Here is a 19,195-nt window from a genome sequence, read left to right on the forward strand (position 1 = left end):
CCGGTTATACACTGTCGCAAATTGCCGGAGCCGAAAATGAAAGACTGGCTGGACGAGATCAAGTGGGACAGTGACGGCCTGGTGCCGGCCATTGCCCAGGACTACAAGACCGGGCGCGTGCTGATGATGGCCTGGATGAACCGCGAGGCCCTGAGCCTGACCGCCGCCGAGAACCGCGCCATCTACTGGTCACGTTCCCGTGGCAAACTGTGGCGCAAGGGCGAAGAGTCCGGGCACGTGCAAACCCTGCATGAGATGCGCATCGACTGCGATGCCGATGTGGTGATCCTCAAGGTCGAACAGATCGGCGATATCGCCTGTCATACCGGCCGTCACAGCTGCTTCTACCGCGTGTTCGAGAACGGCGAGTGGAAGACCGTCGAGCCCGTGCTCAAAGACCCGCACGCTATTTACTCGGCAGGACACTGAACATGACCGATACCCTGAACCGCCTGGCCCAGGTGCTGGAAGACCGCAAGGGCGCGGCCGCCGACAGCTCTTATGTCGCCAGCCTGTACCACAAGGGTCTGAACAAGATTCTGGAGAAACTCGGCGAAGAATCCGTCGAGACGATTATTGCTGCCAAGGACGCGCAAATCAGCGGCGACTGCAGCGACGTGATCTACGAAACTGCCGACTTGTGGTTCCACAGTCTGGTCATGCTCGCCCAACTGGGGCAGCATCCACAGGCAGTGCTTGATGAACTGGACCGTCGCTTCGGCTTGTCCGGGCATGCCGAGAAGGCCTCGCGCCCGTCCGCCTGACCAACTTTTACAGAGGAATTGCAGCATGGGCATTTTTGACTGGAAACACTGGATCGTCATTCTGGTAGTGGTTGTTCTGGTATTCGGCACCAAGAAGCTGAAAAACCTCGGCACTGACGTCGGTGAATCGATCAAGGGCTTTCGCAAGGCCATGAACGACGACGAGAAACCTGCCGACCCGGTCGTCAACCCGGTGCCACCGGCTCAGCCTGTGCACCCGCAGGCCACTCAGCCGATCACTGAACGTCGTACCTTCGACGTGCAGGCCGAGCACGTCAAAGAGCAGAACCAAAAAGACTCGTGAGTACTGAATAATGTTTGGTATCAGCTTCTCTGAACTGCTGCTCGTCGGCCTCGTGGCCCTGCTGGTATTGGGGCCGGAACGCCTGCCCGGTGCCGCGCGCACGGCCGGCCTGTGGATCGGGCGCCTGAAACGCAGTTTCAACGCCATCAAACAGGAAGTTGAACGGGAAATAGGCGCCGACGAGATTCGCCGGCAACTGCACAACGAGCACATTCTGTCGTTGGAGCAGGAGGCACGGAAGATTCTCTCGCCTGTGCAGGAAACCCCTAAGCCGGTTGAGCCTGTGGCCGAGCAATCGATTGCACCGCCCGCTGCACCTGCACCTGCACCGGTCGCTGAACCCGTGCATGCCGCCGCGCCAGCAACCCCGACCGAACCCGCGCCGACGCCTGCCGTGTCGCCCGCGCCCCACGACCCTACATTGCCGCCGCGAGCCCCATGAGCGCTGATAAACCGGAAACCGACCAGCACATGCCACTGGTCTCGCACCTCACCGAGTTGCGTACCCGCCTGCTGCGCTGTGTCGCGGCGATCTTCATCATCTTTGCCGGGTTGTTTGCCTTCACCCAGCAGATCTACACCTTCGTCTCCACGCCGCTGCGCAATTACTTGCCGGCCGGCGCGACGATGATCGCCACCGATGTGTCGTCGCCGTTCCTCACGCCGTTGAAGCTGACGATGATGGTCTCGCTGTTCCTGGCGATCCCGGTGATCCTGCATCAGATCTGGGGCTTTATCGCGCCGGGCCTGTACAAGCATGAAAAACGCATCGCCGTGCCGCTGCTGGTGTCGAGCATTCTGCTGTTCTACACCGGGATGGCCTTCGCCTACTTCCTGGTGTTCCCGCTGATCTTCAAGTTCTTCGCCGCCGCTACACCGGCCGGTGTGGAGATGATGACCGACATCACCAGTTACCTCGACTTCGTGATGACGCTGTTCTTCGCCTTTGGCGTGGCCTTCGAAATCCCGGTGGCCGTGGTGCTGCTGGTGTGGATCGGCGTAGTCGACGTCAAATACCTGAAGAAGATCCGCCCGTACGTGATCATCGGCTGCTTCGTGGTCGGCATGATCCTGACCCCGCCGGACATCTTCTCCCAGACCCTGCTGGCCGTACCCATGTGGATGCTGTTCGAGATCGGCATTCTGTTCGGCAGCCTGGTGAGCAAGCGTGGTGATCACCCGGATGACCAACCCGCCGACGACGACCAGCCGCCAGCGACCCAGCCGTGAACCTGCTGCTGCTTGAGGAGGCCGACTTTATCGCGGCCGACCGGGTGGTGCTGCGTGATCGGCGCCTGGTGCATATGCAGGAAGTCCACCGTGCCGCCGTAGGCGACAGCCTGCGGGTCGGGCGCATTGGCGGGTTGATGGGCAATGCGCAGTTGCTGCGCCTGGAAGCCCGGGAAGCCGAACTGGAAGTCACCTTCGACCAGCCGCCCCCGGCCAAACTGCCCCTGACCCTGCTGCTGGCCCTGCCCCGTCCGAAAATGCTCCGCCGGGTGCTGCAAACCGTCGCGTCCATGGGCGTGCCGCGGGTGATACTGGTCAACAGCTACCGGGTGGAAAAGAGCTTCTGGCAAACGCCGTTCCTGGAGCCGGAGGCGATTCGCGAGCAATTGATCCTCGGCTTGGAACAGGCCCGGGACACGGTGCTGCCCGAGATCGTGATCGAAAAGCGCTTCAAGCCGTTCGTCGAAGACCGCCTGCCCGCCCTGGCGCAAGGCACCTTCGGCCTGATTGGCCACCCGGGCGACTATCCGCCCTGCCCTCGCGGGCTGGATGAGCCGGTTACCCTGGCCATCGGGCCGGAAGGTGGCTGGATTCCCTACGAAGTGGATCTGCTGGCCAAGGCCGGGTTGCAGCCGGTGCAACTGGGGGCGCGCATCCTGAGGGTCGAAACCGCCGTCACCGCGCTGCTCTCAAGACTCTTTTAAATCCCAATGTGGAGCGGGAGCTTGCTGTGGCGAGGGAGCTTGCTCCCGCTGGAGTGCGCAGCGCTCCCATTTTTTTGGGGCCGCTACGCAGCCCAGCGGGAGCAAGCTCCCTCGCCACAAAAACACCCGTCCTACAGAAACATCCGAACCTGCCGATAGCTTCTGAATAAGTCCAAGCCTTGTTCCAGGGGAGTTCGCAGCATGTATCGTTGGTTAGCCGAGAAACTGGGGAATGTCAGCGTCAACCGCAAGCTGAGCATAGGCTTCGGCCTGGTATTGGTCCTGACCCTATTGATCACCTTCACCGGCTGGACCGGCCTCAGCGGCGTGATCAGCCGTGGCGACAAGCTGGGCTATATTTCCAGCCTCAACGGGCTGACCAAGGACCTGCGCCTGGCGCGCCTGGACTTCGAAATGCGCCGTGGCGAACAAGGCACGGGGGCGGTCAACGACCTCATCACGCAACTGGACAATGGCCTGAAAACCGCCGCAGAGCTGATCGAACAACCCGCCGACAAGCTCGTCGTGGAACAACAACAGGACGCCTTGGGCCAATACAAAAAAGCCTTCGGCGCCATGGTGCAGGCCGGACTCAAGCGTGAAGGCGCCCGCAGCAAACTCGGCGATACCGCCGACAACGCCGTGGCAAAAATCAACGAAGTGGAAAAATCCCTGCTGCAAGGCGACAGCGTCACCCTGTTCAACAGCGTGGTCGACCTGAGCAAACTGATCCAGCAAGCGCGCTTCCAGGTGCGCGGCTACACCTACAGCGGCAAGGTCGAAGCCGAACAGCCGGCCCTGGATGCCATCGACAATGCCCTGAAAAAAATCACCGACCTCAACGACCAATTGCCTGAGCAATATCGGGCCAACCTGCAAGAGGCCAGTGTCTCGCTGCAGGCCTACCGCGCCGCCGTCAGCCAGTACCGCGACTCCCAGGTAGCCACGGCCGCCGCGATGAAAATCATGGCCGAGCAAGGCGACATCCTGCTCGACCACAGCGACAAGCTCACCACCTCGCAAACCGTGGTGCGCGATACCGACACCGCCCACGCCAAGAACCTGCTGCTGTTGGCCACCGCCCTCGCGCTGGCCTTTGGCATCCTCGCCGCCTGGGCCATCACCCGCCAGATCGTCATTCCCCTGAGTCAGACCCTCAAAGTGGCCGAACGCGTAGCGGCGGGCGACCTCAGCCACAACTTGATCTCCGAACGCCGCGATGAGCTGGGCCAACTGCAACGCTCCATGCAGAGCATGACCGTAGGCCTGCGGGAGCTGATCGGCGGTATCAGCGACGGCGTCACCCAGATTGCCAGCGCCGCCGAGCAACTGTCGGCCGTCACCGAGCAGACCAGTGCCGGGGTCAACAGCCAGAAGGTCGAGACCGACCAGGTCGCCACCGCCATGAACGAAATGGCCGCTACCGTACAAGAAGTCGCACGTAACGCCGAGGAAGCTTCCGAGGCCGCCGTAGCCGCCGACCAGCAGGCCCGTGAGGGTGACAAAGTGGTCGGTGAGGCCATCGCCCAGATCGAGCGCCTGGCCAGCGAGGTGGGCAACTCCACCGAAGCCATGGGCCATCTCAAGCGCGAAAGCGACAAGATTGGCAGTGTGCTGGACGTCATTAAGTCGGTAGCCCAGCAAACCAACCTGCTGGCCCTCAACGCTGCGATTGAAGCGGCGCGCGCCGGTGAAGCCGGGCGCGGTTTTGCGGTGGTTGCCGATGAAGTGCGCAGCCTGGCCCAACGGACGCAGAAGTCCACCGAGGAGATCGAAGAGTTGATCGTCGGCCTGCAAAGCGGCACCCAGCAGGTGGCAACCATCATGGACAACAGTCGCGGCCTGACCGACAGCAGCGTCGAGCTGACCCGCCGGGCCGGTAACGCCTTGGAGAACATTACCCGTACCGTCTCGGCGATCCAGGCGATGAACCAGCAGATCGCCACCGCCGCCGAGCAGCAAAGCGCCGTGGCCGAAGAGATCAACCGCAGCGTGCTCAACGTGCGGGACGTTTCCGAACAAACCTCGGCGGCCAGCGAAGAGACCGCAGCGTCCAGCGCCGAGCTGGCGCGCCTGGGGGTTTACTTGCAAAGCCTGGTAGGTCGCTTCAAGGTCTGACCCGCTTGCGGCGGCCATCAGGGCCGCCGCTCCGACAATATGTGAAATTTCCTACGCGTTTTTCAGGTCGTGGATCACACACCTGGCGCCGAATAAAAGTAGCGTTTCAACTCCCCTGACCGTTGTCGGCCGGACGCTTGAGACGCTCCTTTTGATTCGTTGGAGGTTCACCATGTTTCGTCCACTGACCCGCCTGCTTGGAAACATCAGCATCAGCCTCAAACTTGCCCTGGGCTTTGGCCTGGTGCTCAGCCTCAGCCTGATCATCGCGTCTACCGGCTGGCAAGCCTTGAGCGCATCCCTCGAGCGCTCACAAAAACTCACCACCCTCTCGCAATTGGCCATCGTCGGCGAAGAGTTGCGCGCTGATCGCATCGTCTATCGCACCCTTAACGACCCGGCCAGCCTGTCCAAAATAGAGCTGCACATGGACAAGATCGACCAGTTCCTGGTGGATCTTTCCCCGCGATTTACCGACCCGGTCAACCAACAACAACTGCAGGAGAGCCGTCGCTTTGTCACCAGCTTCAAGACTGCATTAGGCGGCCTGGAGGGGCTGATCAAACAACGCGAGAACGCCCGCGAACAGCTCAAGCGCAGTTCAATCCAGAGCAGCGACAGCCTCTCAGAACTGTCCAGCAACCTGCCCGATCAAGACGATGAAAAGGCCCTCGACGCCGTTGAACAATTGCGCCAGGCCATGGAACAAGCCGAAGACCGCGCCCAAAGCCCCGCGTGGGCCGCTGCGTCATTGGACGCCTATGCCAACGGCGTGAGTGAAGCGCTACTGGCCCTGGATGGCGCCCAGGCGGCGGTAGGCGCGCTACCGGTTGATGCCAGCGCCCTGAAAAACGCCCTGCTCGACTTTCGGACTCATCTGACACGCCTCAAGGATGCCCAACTCAGCACCGAAACCACCCAGAACCAGCTTGAGCAGTGGCTGGATCAGTTGCTCACAGAAAGCGACCTGCTGAGCCAGGACCAGACCGCCAAGCGTGACAAGGAAGCCAGCCTCGCCCGCACCCTGCTGCTCAACGTCACCGCGGCGGCGTTGTTGCTCGGCGTCGTGGCCGCCTGGTTGATCGCCGTCCAGATCGTCGCGCCGCTGCGCCAGGCCCTGCATGTGGCCAACCGGATTGCCGAAGGTGACCTGAGCCACGACATCCAGACCTCGCGCCAGGACGAACTGGGGCAGTTGCAGCGCAGCATCGGGCTAATGACCCTCAACCTGCGGGGCTTGATCAGCGGCATCGGCCACAGCGCCCAACAGATCGCGAGTGCCGCCGAACAACTGTCTGCCGTCACCGAACAGACCCGCGCCGGGGTCGACGGCCAGAAACAGGAAACCGAACAGGTGGCCACCGCCATGAATGAGATGCTCGCCACCTCCCAGGAAGTTGCGCGCCATGCCGAGCAAGCTTCGCTTGCCGCTACCGAGGCCGATCAGCAGGCGGGCCAGGGCGATCAGGTGGTGGCTGAGGCGATCACCCACATCGAGCACCTGGCTCAGGAGATGGCGCGTTCAAGCCAGGCCATGCAAGGCTTGCAACAGGAAAGCCGGAAGATCGGCAGCGTGCTGGAGGTGATCAAGTCGGTGTCGGAGCAGACCAATTTGCTGGCCCTCAACGCCGCGATCGAAGCGGCCCGCGCCGGCGAGGCTGGCAGAGGCTTTGCCGTGGTCGCCGATGAAGTGCGCAGCCTGGCGCAACGCACCCAACAGTCGGCCGAGGAAATCGAGGAGCTGATCAGCGGCCTGCACCGGGGTACGCAGCAGGTCGCGAACATCATGGACAACAGTCGCAGCCTCACCGACAACAGCGTGCAACTGACCCGGCGCGCAGGAGAAGCCCTGGCGGGTATCACCCGTACCGTGTCAGTGATTCAGGAGATGAACCCGCAAATTGCCGCTGCCGCCGAGGAGCAAACGGCGGTCGCCGAGGAGATCAACCGCAGCGTGTTGAAGGTCAAGGATGTATCGGAACAGACCTGGGCCGCGAGCCAGGAGACTGCGGCGGCCAGTGTCGAACTGGCGCGCCTGGGGGCGGATTTGCAGGTGTGGGTGGGCAAGTTCAAGGTCTAGCGTTCAGAGAACCTGATGCAGAAAGGCTTGAGCCCGGGGGTCCTTCGGCGCATCGAAGAATTGCGCCGGGGCGGCGTCCTCCAGCAATTTGCCGTGATCGAAGAACAGCACTCGATCGGCCACTTCCCGGGCGAAGCCCATTTCATGGGTGACGCAAACCATGGTCATGCCTTCCAGAGCCAGAGTCTTCATCACGTCCAGCACCTCGCCAACCATTTCCGGGTCCAGGGCCGAGGTGGGCTCGTCAAACAGCATCACCTTGGGCTCCATCGCCAGCGCGCGGGCAATCGCCACGCGTTGCTGCTGGCCGCCAGAAAGTCGCGACGGGAACTCGTGGGCTTTCTGAGCAATGCCGACTTTTTCCAGGAGGGCCAGGGCCTTGGCCTCGCGCTCCTTTTTGCCGCGCTTGCGCACGACTTTTTGCGCCAGGCAGAGGTTTTCCAGCACGGTCATGTGAGGGAACAGGTTGAAGTGCTGGAACACCATGCCGACTTCGCGGCGGTAGGCGTTCACGTCGGTCTTCGGGTCTGCCAGTTGCAGGCCGTCGATGCTTACCGAGCCGGAATCGAATTCCTCCAGGCCGTTAAGGCAACGCAGGAACGTCGACTTGCCGGAACCGGACGGGCCGATCACCACCAGTACTTCACCCTTGGCCACTTGGGTGGTCACGTTGTCCACCGCGCGCACGACGTGGCCACGGGTGTCGAAGACTTTTACCAGATCGCGGACTTCAATCACTTTGCGCGAGCCTCCGCTCAAGCCGGCTGGCGATTTTCGACAGCGGCAGGTTGATCAGCAGGTACAGGCCTGCGACGCAGAACAGGATTTCAAACGGCGAGAACGAGGTAGTAATGACCTCGCGACCGCTTTTGAGCAGTTCGGTAATCGCAATCACCGACACCAGGGACGTGTCCTTCACCAGGCTGATAAATTGCCCGGCCAGGGGTGGCAGCACGCGCTTGAAGGCTTGCGGCAACACCACATGGCGCATCGATTGGCCAGCACTGAGCCCCAGGGAGCGGGCCGCTTCATTCTGGCCACGGGCAATCGACTGCACGCCGGCGCGGATGATTTCCGCCACATAGGCGCCGGTAAACAACGACAGCGCGGCGATCCCGGCGAACTCCCGGGACAGGTTGAGCACCGTGCCGATAAAGAAATAGAAAATGAAGATCTGCACCAACAGCGGCGTGCCGCGCACCAGTTCGACGTAGATCGTCGACAGATCGCGCAAAGTCGGGTTGTTCGACAGGCGACACAATCCGGTCGCCAGGCCAATCAACAGCCCCAGCACCCCAGACACCACCGACAACCACAGCGTGGTCCACAAGCCCCACAACAACGGGCCTGCAGCCCAATGCCGGGTCACACCGATCACATCGCCCTCGGCCACGTCATCGTCCTTGGCCACTTGCAGGCTGTTCTCCGCCACGGTCAGGTGCTGTTCGTTGCCCTCGCCATTACGCAGGGTGACTTCAGCCACATCGCCCTTGCGCACCAGCTCGCTGACGGTGGAAATGTCCGACGCCCGCTGGGACTCTTCAGCCTGGTACACGAAGTACTGCGGCACGCGGTTCCAGCGCCATTCGTAGGACATCAGCGAGGTGGCGTAATACAGCGCGCCGGCCAGGCCGACCAGCACCAGCACCGTCAGCAGGTGCCAGGGCCATTGGGCTTTTTTCTGTTTCATTTCAGGTTCCGGGATGTGTATCGCCTGGCAGGCCCTATTCGCGAGCAAGCCCGCTCCCACATTTCGACCGCGATCTAATGTGTGCGGGCTTGCTCGCGAAGGGCTCGACTCGGTATTAAGCCAACCTTATTCCATGTCCTTGAGCCACTCGGAGCTCTTGAACCACTTGTCATGGATGCGATCGTAGGTGCCGTCGTTGCGGATCTGGTGCAGGAAGTTGTTGATGAAGTTGATGCTGTCGTAGTCGCCCTTCTTCAGGCCAAACGCCAGGGGTTCAAAGGTGAACGGCTGGTCGAGGAACACCAGCTTGCCGGCGCCGACCTTGTTCACGGCCACTACGTTGTAAGGGGCGTCATAGACGAAGGCGTCAGCCTTGCCATTGACCACGTCGAGCACAGCTTCCTGCTCGTTGTCATAGCCGTGGTACTTGGCTTTGGAGATCAGCTTCTTGGCGACCATCTCGCCGGTGGTGCCGAGCTTGGAGGTCAGGCGGTATTTCTCGTCGTTCAGGTCTTTGTAGGACTTGATGGTGCCTTCCAGCTCCTTGCGGATCAGCAGGGTCTGGCCGACCACGATGAACGGTTCGCTGAAGTTCAGGCGCAGGTTGCGTTCCTGGGTCAGGGTCATGCCGCTGCCGATCATGTCGAACTTGTCGGTCAGCAGGGCCGGGATGATGCCGTCGTAGCCAGTGGAAATCGGCTCGAACTTCACGCCCATGGACTTGGCCATGGCCTTGAGGATGTCGACTTCAAAGCCGATGATTTCACCGCGCTTGTTGGTCATCTGGAACGGCATGTAGGTCGGGTCCATGCCTACTTTCAGCGTGCCGCGCTTGACCGCATCATCGATGGCGCCGGCGTGGGCCGCATTGACCGCCACCAGTGCGGTGACGCCTAGCAGCAGCATCGAAAGATACTTTTTCATCATCAAGTCCCCTGAACTCATTTTATTGTGAGATCGGCGCGCAAAAGGGCTGCACCATTTCGGGGTGCGATCCTAACTCACTCACCGCCCGGTACAAAGGTTTCGCCGGAATTTGTTGCCAAGGGATGACAGAAAAGCCTCACAACCGCGCAGAGAACGGTACGGCTAGACACTTCAGCCCACAGATCGGCCAATTGCTTGATGTGTAAGCAGTTATGACTACCAGTCCACCTCTGCCATCCAGTCCGAGTCCTTGAACCACTTGTCATGCAGCCGATCGTAGGTGCCGTCCTGGGCCACCTGATTGAGGAAGTGATTGATCCAGTTGAGGCTGTCGTAATCGCCTTTTTTCACGCCGAACGCCAAAGGCTCGTAGGTGAAAGGTTGCTCCAATACCAGCAACGCACTGTTCTGGGGTTTGGCGATGGCGATCAGGTTATAGGGCGCATCGTGGACGAAGGCGTCGGCCTTGCCCTCCACCACCTGGCGCACGCCTTCTTCAGGGGTTGGAAAACTGCGCAGCCGCGCGGTGCCGAGAAACCTTTTCGCCGCCGCCTCGCCCGTGGTTCCGTCAGCGGCCACGATCCGGTAACCGGCTTCGTTCAAGTCTTCGATGCTCTGGACCTTGTCGGCCAACCGTGGGTTCAGCAGCACGGTCTGGCCGACGATGATGAACGAATCGCTGAAGTTGAGGGTCAGGTTGCGCTCCTGCGTCACGGTCATGCCGCTGCCGATCAGGTCGAACCGGCTGGCCAGCAGGCCAGGAATCAGCTCGGTATACGGCACCGAAACCAGCTCCAGCTTGACCCCCAGCGCCCTGCTCATCTCCCGCAGCAGATCTACTTCAAACCCGACGATACGGCCTTTCTTGTCGGTCATCTCAAAGGGCACGTAGGCCGGATTGGTACCGACTTTCAGTACGCCCCGCCGGACGGCCTCGTCTATGGCGCCGGCGTGCGCCAGGTAACCGTGGGAAAGCGTGACGATGCCGAGCAGCAGCATCGACAAATACCTTTTGATCATGAAAAGCCCCTGTTTCGTTAAACACACCCACACCCAGCCACGCGTAAGTTCGCGTAGGCCAAGGGCTTCGAGTCAGATTTTGGGGGCGATGCTAACCCACTCGCAGGCACGGCAATACGCCTCGGCGAATGGTCTTTTGTTTCGAAATAACAAGGAGTTAGCAGAATGAAGCAGAAGGGAAAAACAGCGTAGGACGGTGACAACAAACGCCCCCGAGGTGTTACCTCGGGGGCGTCTGAATCAGGCCGGTTGAGCCTGGGACGACAGCGGTTTCAATGGCAGCAACGGCGCATGGGGATCGGCCTTGACCGATTCACGCCAGGCGTTGAGCCATTCAGCGTGGCCTTCGTTCCAGACCTGCTCGTGCAAGCGCGCCAGGGCGACCGGATCGCTGAGCAGAGCCAGGCGCTCGCCGTTGTTGAGGCCGGCCGGGCCGACTTTCAACGCGTGGCGAACACGGTCAACGCGCAGCCATTCAATCGGCTCCGCCTGCCCGTGACGGGAAGTCGCCAAGGCGCACGCCAGGGCGTTCTGCTGTGGATCGACCACCGCCCGTACAAAACCGTCATTGAGCGCATGCCAACGGTTTTCGTGGGTGTACTTGTCGGTCGACAACAGCGCCTGGGGCGGGTTGTATTCCTCAGGGATCAAAAACAGGCTCTCGTCGCGAGACTTGAGGCCCAGCTTGACCCGGCTGGAAATCACCGACACCGGAATCGACAGCATCAGCGAACCGACGATTGGCACCAGCCACCACAGGAAGCTTGGGTTCAACCACACCACCAGCAATGCCCAGAAGAAACCGAGCAGAGTCTGTGGACCGTGGCGCTTGACCGCCTCGCTCCATGGCGTGGAATCGTCGTCACGCTGCGGCGAGTTCCAGGTCGCAGCCCAGCCGAGGAACGCGGCGAGTACGAAACGGGTGTGGAAGATCATCCGCACCGGCGCCAGCAACATGGAGAACAGCATCTCCAGCAGCATCGACAAGGTCACCTTGAACTTGCCGCCGAACTCTTTCGCGCCCTTGGCCCAGATCAGGATGATACTCAGCAACTTAGGCAGGAACAGCAGCACGATGGTGGTGGAGAACAACGCCACCGCCTTGTCCGGATGCCATTGAGGCCACAGCGGGTACAACTGGCGTGGCGCCATGAAGTACTGCGGCTCCATCAGCGTGTTGACCGCCAGCAAGGCCGTCGACAGCACCAGGAAGAAGAACCACAACGGCGCCGAGAGGTACGACATCACGCCGGTCAGGAACACCGCACGGTGCACCGGGTGCATGCCTTTTACCAGGAACAGGCGGAAGTTCATCAAGTTACCGTGGCACCAGCGACGGTCGCGCTTGAGTTCGTCCAGCAGGTTCGGCGGCAGTTCTTCGTAGCTGCCCGGCAAGTCGTAGGCAATCCACACGCCCCAGCCGGCACGGCGCATCAGCGCCGCTTCAACGAAGTCGTGGGAGAGGATCGCACCGGCAAACGCGCCTTTACCTGGCAACGGCGCGAGGGCGCAGTGCTCGATAAACGGCTTCATGCGGATGATCGCGTTGTGGCCCCAGTAGTGGGATTCACCCAACTGCCAGAAGTGCAGGCCGGCGGTAAACAGCGGGCCGTACACACGGGTGGCGAACTGCTGCATGCGCGCATACAGGGTGTCCATGCCCGACGCACGTGGCGCGGTCTGGATAATCCCGGCATCCGGCGTGGCTTCCATCAAGCGCACCAGGCTGGTCAGGCAGTCGCCGCTCATCACGCTGTCGGCGTCGAGCACCACCATGTACTTGTAGTCACCGCCCCAGCGACGGCAGAAGTCGTCGAGGTTGCCGCTCTTGCGTTTGACGCGACGGCGACGGCGGCGATAGAAGATCTTGCCGAAGCCACCGGCTTCGCGGCACACGTCGAGCCAGGCTTGCTGCTCGGCGATGCAGATGTCGGCCTCGTTACTGTCGCTGAGGACGAAGAAGTCGAAACGGTCCAGGTCACCGGTGGCGGCTACCGACTCGAACGTCGCGCGCAAGCCGGCAAATACCCGGGGCACGTCTTCGTTGCAGATCGGCATTACCAGGGCGGTGCGGGCGTCTTTCGGAATCGGCTCGTCACCAGCACTTTTACCGGAGATACGGTATTTATCGTGACCGGTCAGCAGTTCCAGGAAGCCCATCAGCGCGGTCCAGAAACCCGCCGAGACCCAGCAGAACAGAATCCCGAACAGCACCAGGATGCTGGTTTGCAGGGCGTAAGGCAGTACCTGGGTGGCAGTTTGCAGCAGGGTCTGGTTGCGGATCTCGTCGAAGTCGACGAAGGACCAGCCCTGGTACGGCATGATGCCTTTCATGTACCAGCCGGCGACGATCGTCTGGCCGAGCATCAGCACCAGCAGGATGTAACGACGGATCGAACCGACGGTGCGCCAGCGGGCAGCCGGCAACACGCGCTCATCCTTCGGCGGTGCCGGTGGATTGGTGCGGCCGGTCAGGCGGCGCCAGCCACGCACCAGGATATTGGTACGCCACGGTTCAGGCACGACCTTGGTCCGACGGATCGGTGGCGTGGCCTTGAGGCAGACCCGGCCGCTGGCGTCGAGCGCCAGCATTTCGGCGTCTTGCAGCTCTTCGGCGGTGTTGAGGGTCAGCCGCGCGCCGACCGACGCTTGGGCAGCGTCGGCAGGTGCGTCGAACGTGGACGATGACAGGCGCTTGTGCAATTCACTGAAGGACTCGCAGCCCGCCAGTTCGGCGCGCTGCTCATCGGTCATCGGTAGATGCGCCAGGTACTCGGCAAGAGTCTCTGGCTGGACTTGAGAATTACTCATCGGCAGGCAACTGATAGCTCCAGGTTTCGGTCAGGACTTGCTCTGTCTTGGCCGGCTCCGGTGTGGCTGGGGCAGCCGCTTCCGGCTGCTTGGCGTCCTTGTCCTTGGCGTCTTTCTTGGCTGCTTTTTCGTGCTGCTTGGCCAGGACCTTGTCGGCTTTCAACACTTGGGTCGAAACCTTCTCCGGCTCAGGCGCAACGATGTCCTGGACCAGGGCGGCACGCATTTCAGTCGGCTTGCCTGCGTCCTTGATCTTCATGCGCAGGGTCAGGCGCCAGCCTTGGGTGTGCGGATTGTAGCGCACGCTGTTTTCAACAATTTCGGCGTTGTCGCCCACGCTGACCTGGCTGCGAACCGGTGCGTCAGCTGGCAGTTTCTTCAGGGACGGGCCCTCGAAGTCCACCAGGTAAGCCACGCTGCCGTCTGGCTGACGGATCAGGTTGGATTGCTTGACGTCGCCGGTGGAACGCAGGGTCTGCTTGACCCAGGCGCTTTCTGGCGAATGGAACTCGGCGTCTTTCAATGTCCAGTGCAGGCGGTAGGCAACGTCCAGCGGCTTGCCTGGCTCCGGCAGTGTTTCCGGGCTCCAGAACGCAACGATGTTGTCGTTGGTTTCATCGGCGGTCGGAATCTCTACCAGGTCGACGGAGCCCTTGCCCCAGTCGCCTTCAGGCTCGATCCAGGCGCTTGGGCGCTTGTCGTAGTTGTCGTCGAGGTCTTCGTAGTGGCTGAAGTTGCGACCGCGTTGCAGCAAGCCGAAACCCCGTGGGTTTTCCACGGTGAAGTTGCTGACCGACAGGTGTTTAGGGTTGTTCAGTGGGCGCCAGATCCACTCGCCGTTGCCGGCATGGATCGACAGGCCGCTGGAGTCGTGCAGCTCTCGACGGTAGTTGAGGACCTTGGACGGCTGGTTCGCGCCGAACAGGAACATGCTGGTCAGCGGGGCGATGCCCAGCTTGGTGACCTTGTCACGCAGGTACATCTGGGATTTGACGTCGACGATGGTGTCGGTGCCAGGACGCAGGGTCAGGCGATAAGCGCCGGTGGCCCGCGGCGAATCCAGCAGGGCGAAGATCACCAGTTGCTTCTCACCCGGTTTTGGACGCTCGATCCAGAATTCGGTGAAACGCGGGAATTCTTCGCCGGAAGGCAAGGCAGTGTCGATCGCCATGCCACGGGCAGACAGGCCGTAGACCTGGTCTTTACCCACAACGCGGAAATAGCTCGCGCCGAGCATGGTCATGATTTCGTCTTGCTTGTCGCCCTTGTTGATCGGGTACAGCACACGGAAACCGGCATAACCCAGTTGCTCGGTGGATTTGGGATCAAACTTGACGTCGCCGAAATCGAAACGAGACGGGTCGTACTTGATTTCCTGGACGCTGTCGGCGGTGACTTCGTTGATTTTCACCGGGGTGTCGAAGTGCATGCCCTGGTGATAGAAGGACAGCTTGAACGGGGTGTTCTGATCGGCCCACTCGGCTTTTTCATTGCGGAAACGAATTTTCTGGTAATCAGCGAATTTCATTTCGCGGAATTCGTTCGGCAAATTGCTGCGCGGAGCTTCGTATTTCTGCCCGGCCAGCTCTTTTGCCTTGGCCGACACATCATCCAGACTGAATGCCCACAGTTGACCCGCGCCGAACAGGCAAAACAGGGCAGAGCCCGTTACCAGTGCGTTTCGTAACCGTTTGGCAGACAATTTTGGTGCATTACAGGGACTAACAATCACGAGCAACCCTCGCCGAAAACAGATCAAAAAACCAACGGCCAGCTATCTATATGCCAGGTTGGCGAGCATTGTTCCGACTCCCATGGGGCTAAATGATTCCCCACTAGCGATCGGACAAGTCTCTACCTAAGTCAAAAATGGACCAATTAACGCTGATCCCCGTAGCGCGCGATTATCTAGTAGCCCGCGTGACAACGCATCAGGGTCAGCGAAGTATTTGTAGCGAAAACCCGGTTTTTTGGGCATTACAAGTCGTTTTCAGTACATTCACGTCTGTAACAGGAAGGTGACCGGCCCGTCATTGACCAAATGCACCTGCATATCCGCACCAAAACGCCCTGCCGCTACCGTGCCATGCAATTGTTGCGCTTGTAACAACAAGTAGTCGAAAAGGGCCTCGCCCAACGCCGGCGGTGCCGCCGTGGAGAAGCTGGGACGCAAGCCGCTCTTGGTGTCTGCCGCCAGGGTGAACTGCGACACCAGCAGCAAACCGCCGCCAATGTCTTTCAAGGACAAGTTCATCTTGCCCTCGTCGTCGCTGAACACCCGATAGTTAAGCAGCTTATGCAGCAGCTTGTCGGCGCTGGCCTGGGTATCTGAAGGCTCGACGGCCACCAGCACCAGCAAACCCTGGTCTATCGCACCCACCACCTGCCCTTCTACCTCGACCCGGGCGCCGCGCACCCGCTGTAAAAGCCCCTTCATGCTTCTTCAGGCGGCAGATCAAGCAGGCGCCGTGCCATTTCACTCGCCGCACGCACCAACGCATCGGTGATTCCGGGTTCGGACGCCGCATGGCCGGCCTCGCGGATGATCTGCAGTTCGCTGTTGGGCCAGGCTTGATGCAGCTCCCAGGCGTTATCCAGCGGGCAGATCATATCGTAGCGGCCATGCACGATTACGCCAGGCAGATGAGCGATCTTGTGCATGTCGCGAATCAGCTGGTCGGGCTCAAGGAACGAGTTGTTGGTGAAGTAATGGCATTCGATACGCGCAATCGACAGGGCGCGCTGGGGCTCGGAGAAACGCTCGATCAATTGCGGGTTCGGGCACAGGCCCAACATGCGACCTTCCCACGTGGACCATGCCTTGGCTGCGTGCATCTGGGCGATCTGGTCGTTGCCGGTCAGGCGCTTGTGGTAGGCGCTGAGCAGGTCGTGACGCTCCTCCGCCGGAATGGGCGCCAGGTAGTCCTGCCAGTAATCCGGGAACAGGCGGCTGGCACCGGCCTGGTAGAACCAGTGGATGTCCTGGGGGCGAGCCAGGAAAATGCCCCGGACGATCAAGCCATGCACGCGCTCCGGGTGGGTTTGCGCGTAGGCCAGGGCCAGGGTCGAACCCCAGGAACCGCCGAACAACACCCATTTCTCGATGCCCAGGTGTTCGCGGATCCGCTCAAGGTCGGCCACCAGGTCCCAGGTGGTGTTGTTTTCCAGGCTGGCCCGTGGGGTGGAGCGCCCGCAGCCACGCTGATCAAAAGTAACAATTCGGTACAGATTGGGATCGAAATAGCAGCGGCTGTTGGCGTCACACCCGGCGCCGGGCCCGCCATGGATGAACACAACGGGCAAGCCTTCCGGGGAACCGCTTTCGTCGACGTACAGGACGTGGGTTTCATCGACGGCCAGATCGTGCCGGGCGTAGGGTTTGATCTGCGGGTACAAAGTCTGCATTGCGCGCTCCGTAAGGGGTCGAGTTCATCCCTGGGGGGACGTCTATTATTTTGCCGTCTGGCATCATAAACCCGAATTGTGCAATGAGCATGCCCTTGCGGATTTAGAGCTGTGTCAGCAAAACACCACGCAGATAATCCAGCAGATAAACGTAGAGCCTATCGACCTCCGCCACCTGGCCCCGGGCCCGTAGACAGCCGTGGATCAGCCCTTTGCCGGGATACAGCGTGGCAGCCAACCCGGCGGCCTGAAGGCGTTCGGCGTAGAGCATGCCGTCGTCCCGCAACGGGTCGAACTGGGCGACAGCGATCAGCGCCGGTGGCAACCCGCTGAAATCCATTGCCAGCAATGGCATGGCGTAGGGCGACGGCTTGCCCGGCCCACGCAGGTAAAGGGCGAGATAGCACTCGGTGTCGGCGGTACTGAGCAACGGCGCGTCGACGCAGTCGCGGCGAGACGGCAGGTCAGCAGGGCCGCCCAAGCCCGGATAGATCAGGATTTGCGCCAAGGGCTGCGGCTGATGGTCATCCCGCAGACCCAGGCATAACGCGGCCGCCAGGTTGCCGCCGGCGCTGTCACCAGCCACCACCACGCGTTGCAGGTTGACGGGGCAAGGCGCTTGACCCGCCAGAATCGCCTGCCAGACCGCACGGCAATCGTCGTAGGCCGCCGGAAACGGGTGTTCGGGTGCCAGGCGGTAATCGATGGCGATGACGAGCACCTGCAGCGCGTCGGCCAGCTCACCGCAGATAAAGTCGTGGGAATCCAGCCCGCCCACCACCCAGCCGCCACCGTGCATATAAAGGATGCATGGCCAGCCGCCATCAGGGGTTGGCGTCGCCGGTTGATAAATGCGTACGCCCACGCCATTCAGGGAAACGTCTGACACCTGTAACCCTTCGGGCCGCGCCGGGGTGAACGCCTGGCACATGCGGTCATAGCTCCGGCGCAATCCGGCCAGCGATGTGTCGTCGCTGGTGAAGGATTCGGTTTTTTCGACGAAGGCGCACATCTGCGGGGAAATCGGGTAATGGGACATCAAAGGATCGTCCTGAAGATAAAGATTTAACAGCCGCCACAAATCCCATGTGGGAGCGGGCTTGCTCGCGAATGCGGTGGGTCAGTCAATACATGTGTGGCTGATCCACCGCATTCGCGAGCAAGCCCGCTCCCACATTTTGATCTTCATTTGCTCAGGGTTTGAGGCTGGCCTGGACCGCCGCCACGCCGTCTTTGCCATCCAGCGTCGTCACACCCGCCAGCCAGCGCTGCAAATCCTCGGGGTTGTCGCGCAACCATTGTTTGGCCACCTCCTGCGGCGTCTTGCGATCCATGATCGGTACCATCAACTGGCTTTCCTGGGCCGCAGTGTAGGTCAGGTTTTCCAGCAGGCGGGTCACGTTGGGGCAACGCTCGGCGTAATCCGGCGCCGTCACCGTGGAGACCGTGGCCATGCCTTCGTTGGCGCCGAACACATCCTCACTGCCGGTCAGGTATGCCATTTTCATGTTGATGTTCATCGGGTGCGGGGTCCAACCGACAAACACCACGAACTCCTTGCGATTCACCGCCCGCTGCACGGCTGCCAGCATGCCCGCCTCGCCGGAGGCCACCAGCTTGAAGCCGCCGAGGCCGAAGCGGTTGCTGTCGATCATTTTCTGGATATCGGTATTGGCGCCGCTGCCCGGCTCGATGCCATAGATCTTGCCGCCCAGTTTGTCCTTGAAGCGGGCAATGTCGGCAAAGGTCTTCAGGCCCGCGTCGGCAACGTACTGCGGCACCGCAAGCGTCGCTTGAGCGTCGGACAGGCTCGGCTTGTCGAACACCTTGACCTGCTTGGCCGCGAGGAATGGTGCGATGTTGTTGTCCATCGCCGGTTTCCAGTAGCCCAGGAAGATATCCAGGCGCTTGTCGCGGATGCCGGCAAAGATGATTTGCTGCACGGCATTGGTTTGCTTGCTGTCATAGCCCAGGCTATTGAGCAGCACATCGGCCATGCCGCTGGTGGCGATCACGTCAGTCCAGCTGACCACGCCCATGCGCACGACCTTGCACGAGGCCGGGTCGGCGGCCATCGCATTGGCGCTCAGAAGTGCGGTGCCGGTGAGAATCAACAGACAACGGTTGAACAGTCTTTTCATC

At 61.1% G+C, this 19,195-nt stretch carries 17 protein-coding genes and 2 pseudogenes; 9 read left to right on the forward strand and 10 right to left on the reverse strand.

What is annotated here, in order from left to right; translation table 11 throughout:
- Positions 1-36: 36 nt before the first annotated feature.
- From hisI to BLU46_RS14185, 9 genes and pseudogenes are all read left to right on the forward strand, one after another.
- Entirely contained in the window at positions 37-429 is a 393-nt protein-coding gene (gene hisI / locus BLU46_RS14150; protein ID WP_010169173.1) for a phosphoribosyl-AMP cyclohydrolase, read from the forward strand.
- 2 nt (positions 430-431) lie between these two features.
- Positions 432-764, forward strand: coding sequence for a phosphoribosyl-ATP diphosphatase (locus BLU46_RS14155; RefSeq protein ID WP_017478214.1), 333 nt, complete (start codon positions 432-434; stop codon positions 762-764).
- Positions 765-789: 25 nt separating this feature from the next.
- Positions 790-1,068 carry a twin-arginine translocase TatA/TatE family subunit gene (locus tag BLU46_RS14160; protein WP_017478213.1) on the forward strand — a complete coding sequence of 93 codons (279 nt, stop codon included), beginning with the start codon at positions 790-792 and terminating at the stop codon, positions 1,066-1,068.
- A 10-nt stretch (positions 1,069-1,078) separates the two neighbouring features.
- Positions 1,079-1,510, forward strand: a complete 432-nt coding sequence (gene tatB, locus BLU46_RS14165) for a Sec-independent protein translocase protein TatB (protein WP_093202635.1) — start codon at positions 1,079-1,081, stop codon at positions 1,508-1,510.
- Positions 1,507-2,298 (forward strand): twin-arginine translocase subunit TatC, encoded by a 792-nt coding sequence (tatC, locus tag BLU46_RS14170; protein ID WP_003209295.1) that lies wholly within the window; start codon positions 1,507-1,509, stop codon positions 2,296-2,298. The genes tatB and tatC overlap by 4 nt, the downstream gene beginning before the upstream one ends.
- Positions 2,295-3,002: a 16S rRNA (uracil(1498)-N(3))-methyltransferase gene (locus BLU46_RS14175; RefSeq protein WP_093202638.1), complete on the forward strand. Its 708-nt coding sequence runs from the start codon at positions 2,295-2,297 to the stop codon at positions 3,000-3,002. Before tatC ends, BLU46_RS14175 begins: the two co-directional genes overlap by 4 nt.
- Before the next feature lie 201 nt (positions 3,003-3,203).
- Positions 3,204-4,262 (forward strand): annotated as a pseudogene (locus BLU46_RS33540) (methyl-accepting chemotaxis protein); the annotation flags it as partial.
- 144 nt (positions 4,263-4,406) lie between these two features.
- A complete protein-coding gene (locus BLU46_RS33545) occupies positions 4,407-5,120 on the forward strand; it encodes a methyl-accepting chemotaxis protein (protein ID WP_371132926.1) in 714 nt (237 codons plus the stop codon).
- 172 nt (positions 5,121-5,292) lie between these two features.
- A complete protein-coding gene (locus BLU46_RS14185) occupies positions 5,293-7,200 on the forward strand; it encodes a methyl-accepting chemotaxis protein (protein ID WP_093202643.1) in 1,908 nt (635 codons plus the stop codon).
- Positions 7,201-7,203: 3 nt separating this feature from the next.
- Here the strand turns inward: BLU46_RS14185 and BLU46_RS14190 are convergent, their stop codons facing one another.
- From BLU46_RS14190 to BLU46_RS14235, 10 genes and pseudogenes are all read right to left on the reverse strand, one after another.
- The gene (locus BLU46_RS14190; RefSeq protein WP_093202648.1) at positions 7,204-7,938 is read right to left on the reverse strand and encodes an amino acid ABC transporter ATP-binding protein; all 735 of its coding nucleotides are present in this window, start codon (positions 7,936-7,938) and stop codon (positions 7,204-7,206) included.
- Positions 7,931-8,890, reverse strand: a complete 960-nt coding sequence (locus BLU46_RS14195) for an amino acid ABC transporter permease (RefSeq protein WP_093202652.1) — start codon at positions 8,888-8,890, stop codon at positions 7,931-7,933. Before BLU46_RS14195 ends, BLU46_RS14190 begins: the two co-directional genes overlap by 8 nt.
- A 126-nt stretch (positions 8,891-9,016) precedes the next feature.
- Complete coding sequence (locus tag BLU46_RS14200; protein WP_003209284.1) at positions 9,017-9,814, reverse strand: transporter substrate-binding domain-containing protein; 798 nt, start codon at positions 9,812-9,814, stop codon at positions 9,017-9,019.
- A 219-nt stretch (positions 9,815-10,033) separates the two neighbouring features.
- A complete protein-coding gene (locus tag BLU46_RS14205) occupies positions 10,034-10,837 on the reverse strand; it encodes a transporter substrate-binding domain-containing protein (protein WP_172834536.1) in 804 nt (267 codons plus the stop codon).
- A 220-nt stretch (positions 10,838-11,057) separates the two neighbouring features.
- Positions 11,058-13,648: pseudogene (mdoH, locus tag BLU46_RS14210) on the reverse strand (glucans biosynthesis glucosyltransferase MdoH).
- The gene (locus BLU46_RS14215) at positions 13,641-15,380 is read right to left on the reverse strand and encodes a glucan biosynthesis protein G (RefSeq protein WP_063034081.1); all 1,740 of its coding nucleotides are present in this window, start codon (positions 15,378-15,380) and stop codon (positions 13,641-13,643) included. Before BLU46_RS14215 ends, mdoH begins: the two are co-directional and overlap by 8 nt.
- A 267-nt stretch (positions 15,381-15,647) precedes the next feature.
- Entirely contained in the window at positions 15,648-16,085 is a 438-nt protein-coding gene (gene dtd, locus BLU46_RS14220; protein ID WP_087692908.1) for a D-aminoacyl-tRNA deacylase, read from the reverse strand.
- On the reverse strand, positions 16,082-17,053 hold the full coding sequence (gene pip / locus BLU46_RS14225) for a prolyl aminopeptidase (RefSeq protein ID WP_093202662.1): 972 nt from the start codon (positions 17,051-17,053) through the stop codon (positions 16,082-16,084). Before pip ends, dtd begins: the two co-directional genes overlap by 4 nt.
- A 103-nt stretch (positions 17,054-17,156) precedes the next feature.
- On the reverse strand, positions 17,157-18,092 hold the full coding sequence (locus tag BLU46_RS14230) for an alpha/beta hydrolase (protein WP_093202667.1): 936 nt from the start codon (positions 18,090-18,092) through the stop codon (positions 17,157-17,159).
- Positions 18,093-18,246: 154 nt separating this feature from the next.
- The gene (locus BLU46_RS14235) at positions 18,247-19,194 is read right to left on the reverse strand and encodes a choline ABC transporter substrate-binding protein (protein ID WP_093202672.1); all 948 of its coding nucleotides are present in this window, start codon (positions 19,192-19,194) and stop codon (positions 18,247-18,249) included.
- Position 19,195 lies beyond the last annotated feature (1 nt).

The organism is Pseudomonas yamanorum, assembly GCF_900105735.1.
GTDB lineage: Bacteria > Pseudomonadota > Gammaproteobacteria > Pseudomonadales > Pseudomonadaceae > Aquipseudomonas > Aquipseudomonas yamanorum.

Excerpts from the sequence above, each read along its gene's own strand:
- BLU46_RS14235 (WP_093202672.1), bottom strand. The coding sequence starts at position 19,194 with ATGAAAAGACTGTTCAACCGTTGTCTGTTGATTCTCACCGGCACCGCA.
- hisI (WP_010169173.1), top strand. The coding sequence starts at position 37 with ATGAAAGACTGGCTGGACGAGATCAAGTGGGACAGTGACGGCCTGGTG.
- tatC (WP_003209295.1), top strand. The coding sequence starts at position 1,507 with ATGAGCGCTGATAAACCGGAAACCGACCAGCACATGCCACTGGTCTCG.
- BLU46_RS14155 (WP_017478214.1), top strand. The coding sequence starts at position 432 with ATGACCGATACCCTGAACCGCCTGGCCCAGGTGCTGGAAGACCGCAAG.
- BLU46_RS14195 (WP_093202652.1), bottom strand. The coding sequence starts at position 8,890 with ATGAAACAGAAAAAAGCCCAATGGCCCTGGCACCTGCTGACGGTGCTG.
- dtd (WP_087692908.1), bottom strand. The coding sequence starts at position 16,085 with ATGAAGGGGCTTTTACAGCGGGTGCGCGGCGCCCGGGTCGAGGTAGAA.
- BLU46_RS14200 (WP_003209284.1), bottom strand. The coding sequence starts at position 9,814 with ATGAAAAAGTATCTTTCGATGCTGCTGCTAGGCGTCACCGCACTGGTG.
- tatB (WP_093202635.1), top strand. The coding sequence starts at position 1,079 with ATGTTTGGTATCAGCTTCTCTGAACTGCTGCTCGTCGGCCTCGTGGCC.
- pip (WP_093202662.1), bottom strand. The coding sequence starts at position 17,053 with ATGCAGACTTTGTACCCGCAGATCAAACCCTACGCCCGGCACGATCTG.
- BLU46_RS14205 (WP_172834536.1), bottom strand. The coding sequence starts at position 10,837 with ATGATCAAAAGGTATTTGTCGATGCTGCTGCTCGGCATCGTCACGCTT.
- BLU46_RS14185 (WP_093202643.1), top strand. The coding sequence starts at position 5,293 with ATGTTTCGTCCACTGACCCGCCTGCTTGGAAACATCAGCATCAGCCTC.
- BLU46_RS14230 (WP_093202667.1), bottom strand. The coding sequence starts at position 18,092 with ATGTCCCATTACCCGATTTCCCCGCAGATGTGCGCCTTCGTCGAAAAA.
- BLU46_RS14160 (WP_017478213.1), top strand. The coding sequence starts at position 790 with ATGGGCATTTTTGACTGGAAACACTGGATCGTCATTCTGGTAGTGGTT.
- BLU46_RS33545 (WP_371132926.1), top strand. The coding sequence starts at position 4,407 with ATGAACGAAATGGCCGCTACCGTACAAGAAGTCGCACGTAACGCCGAG.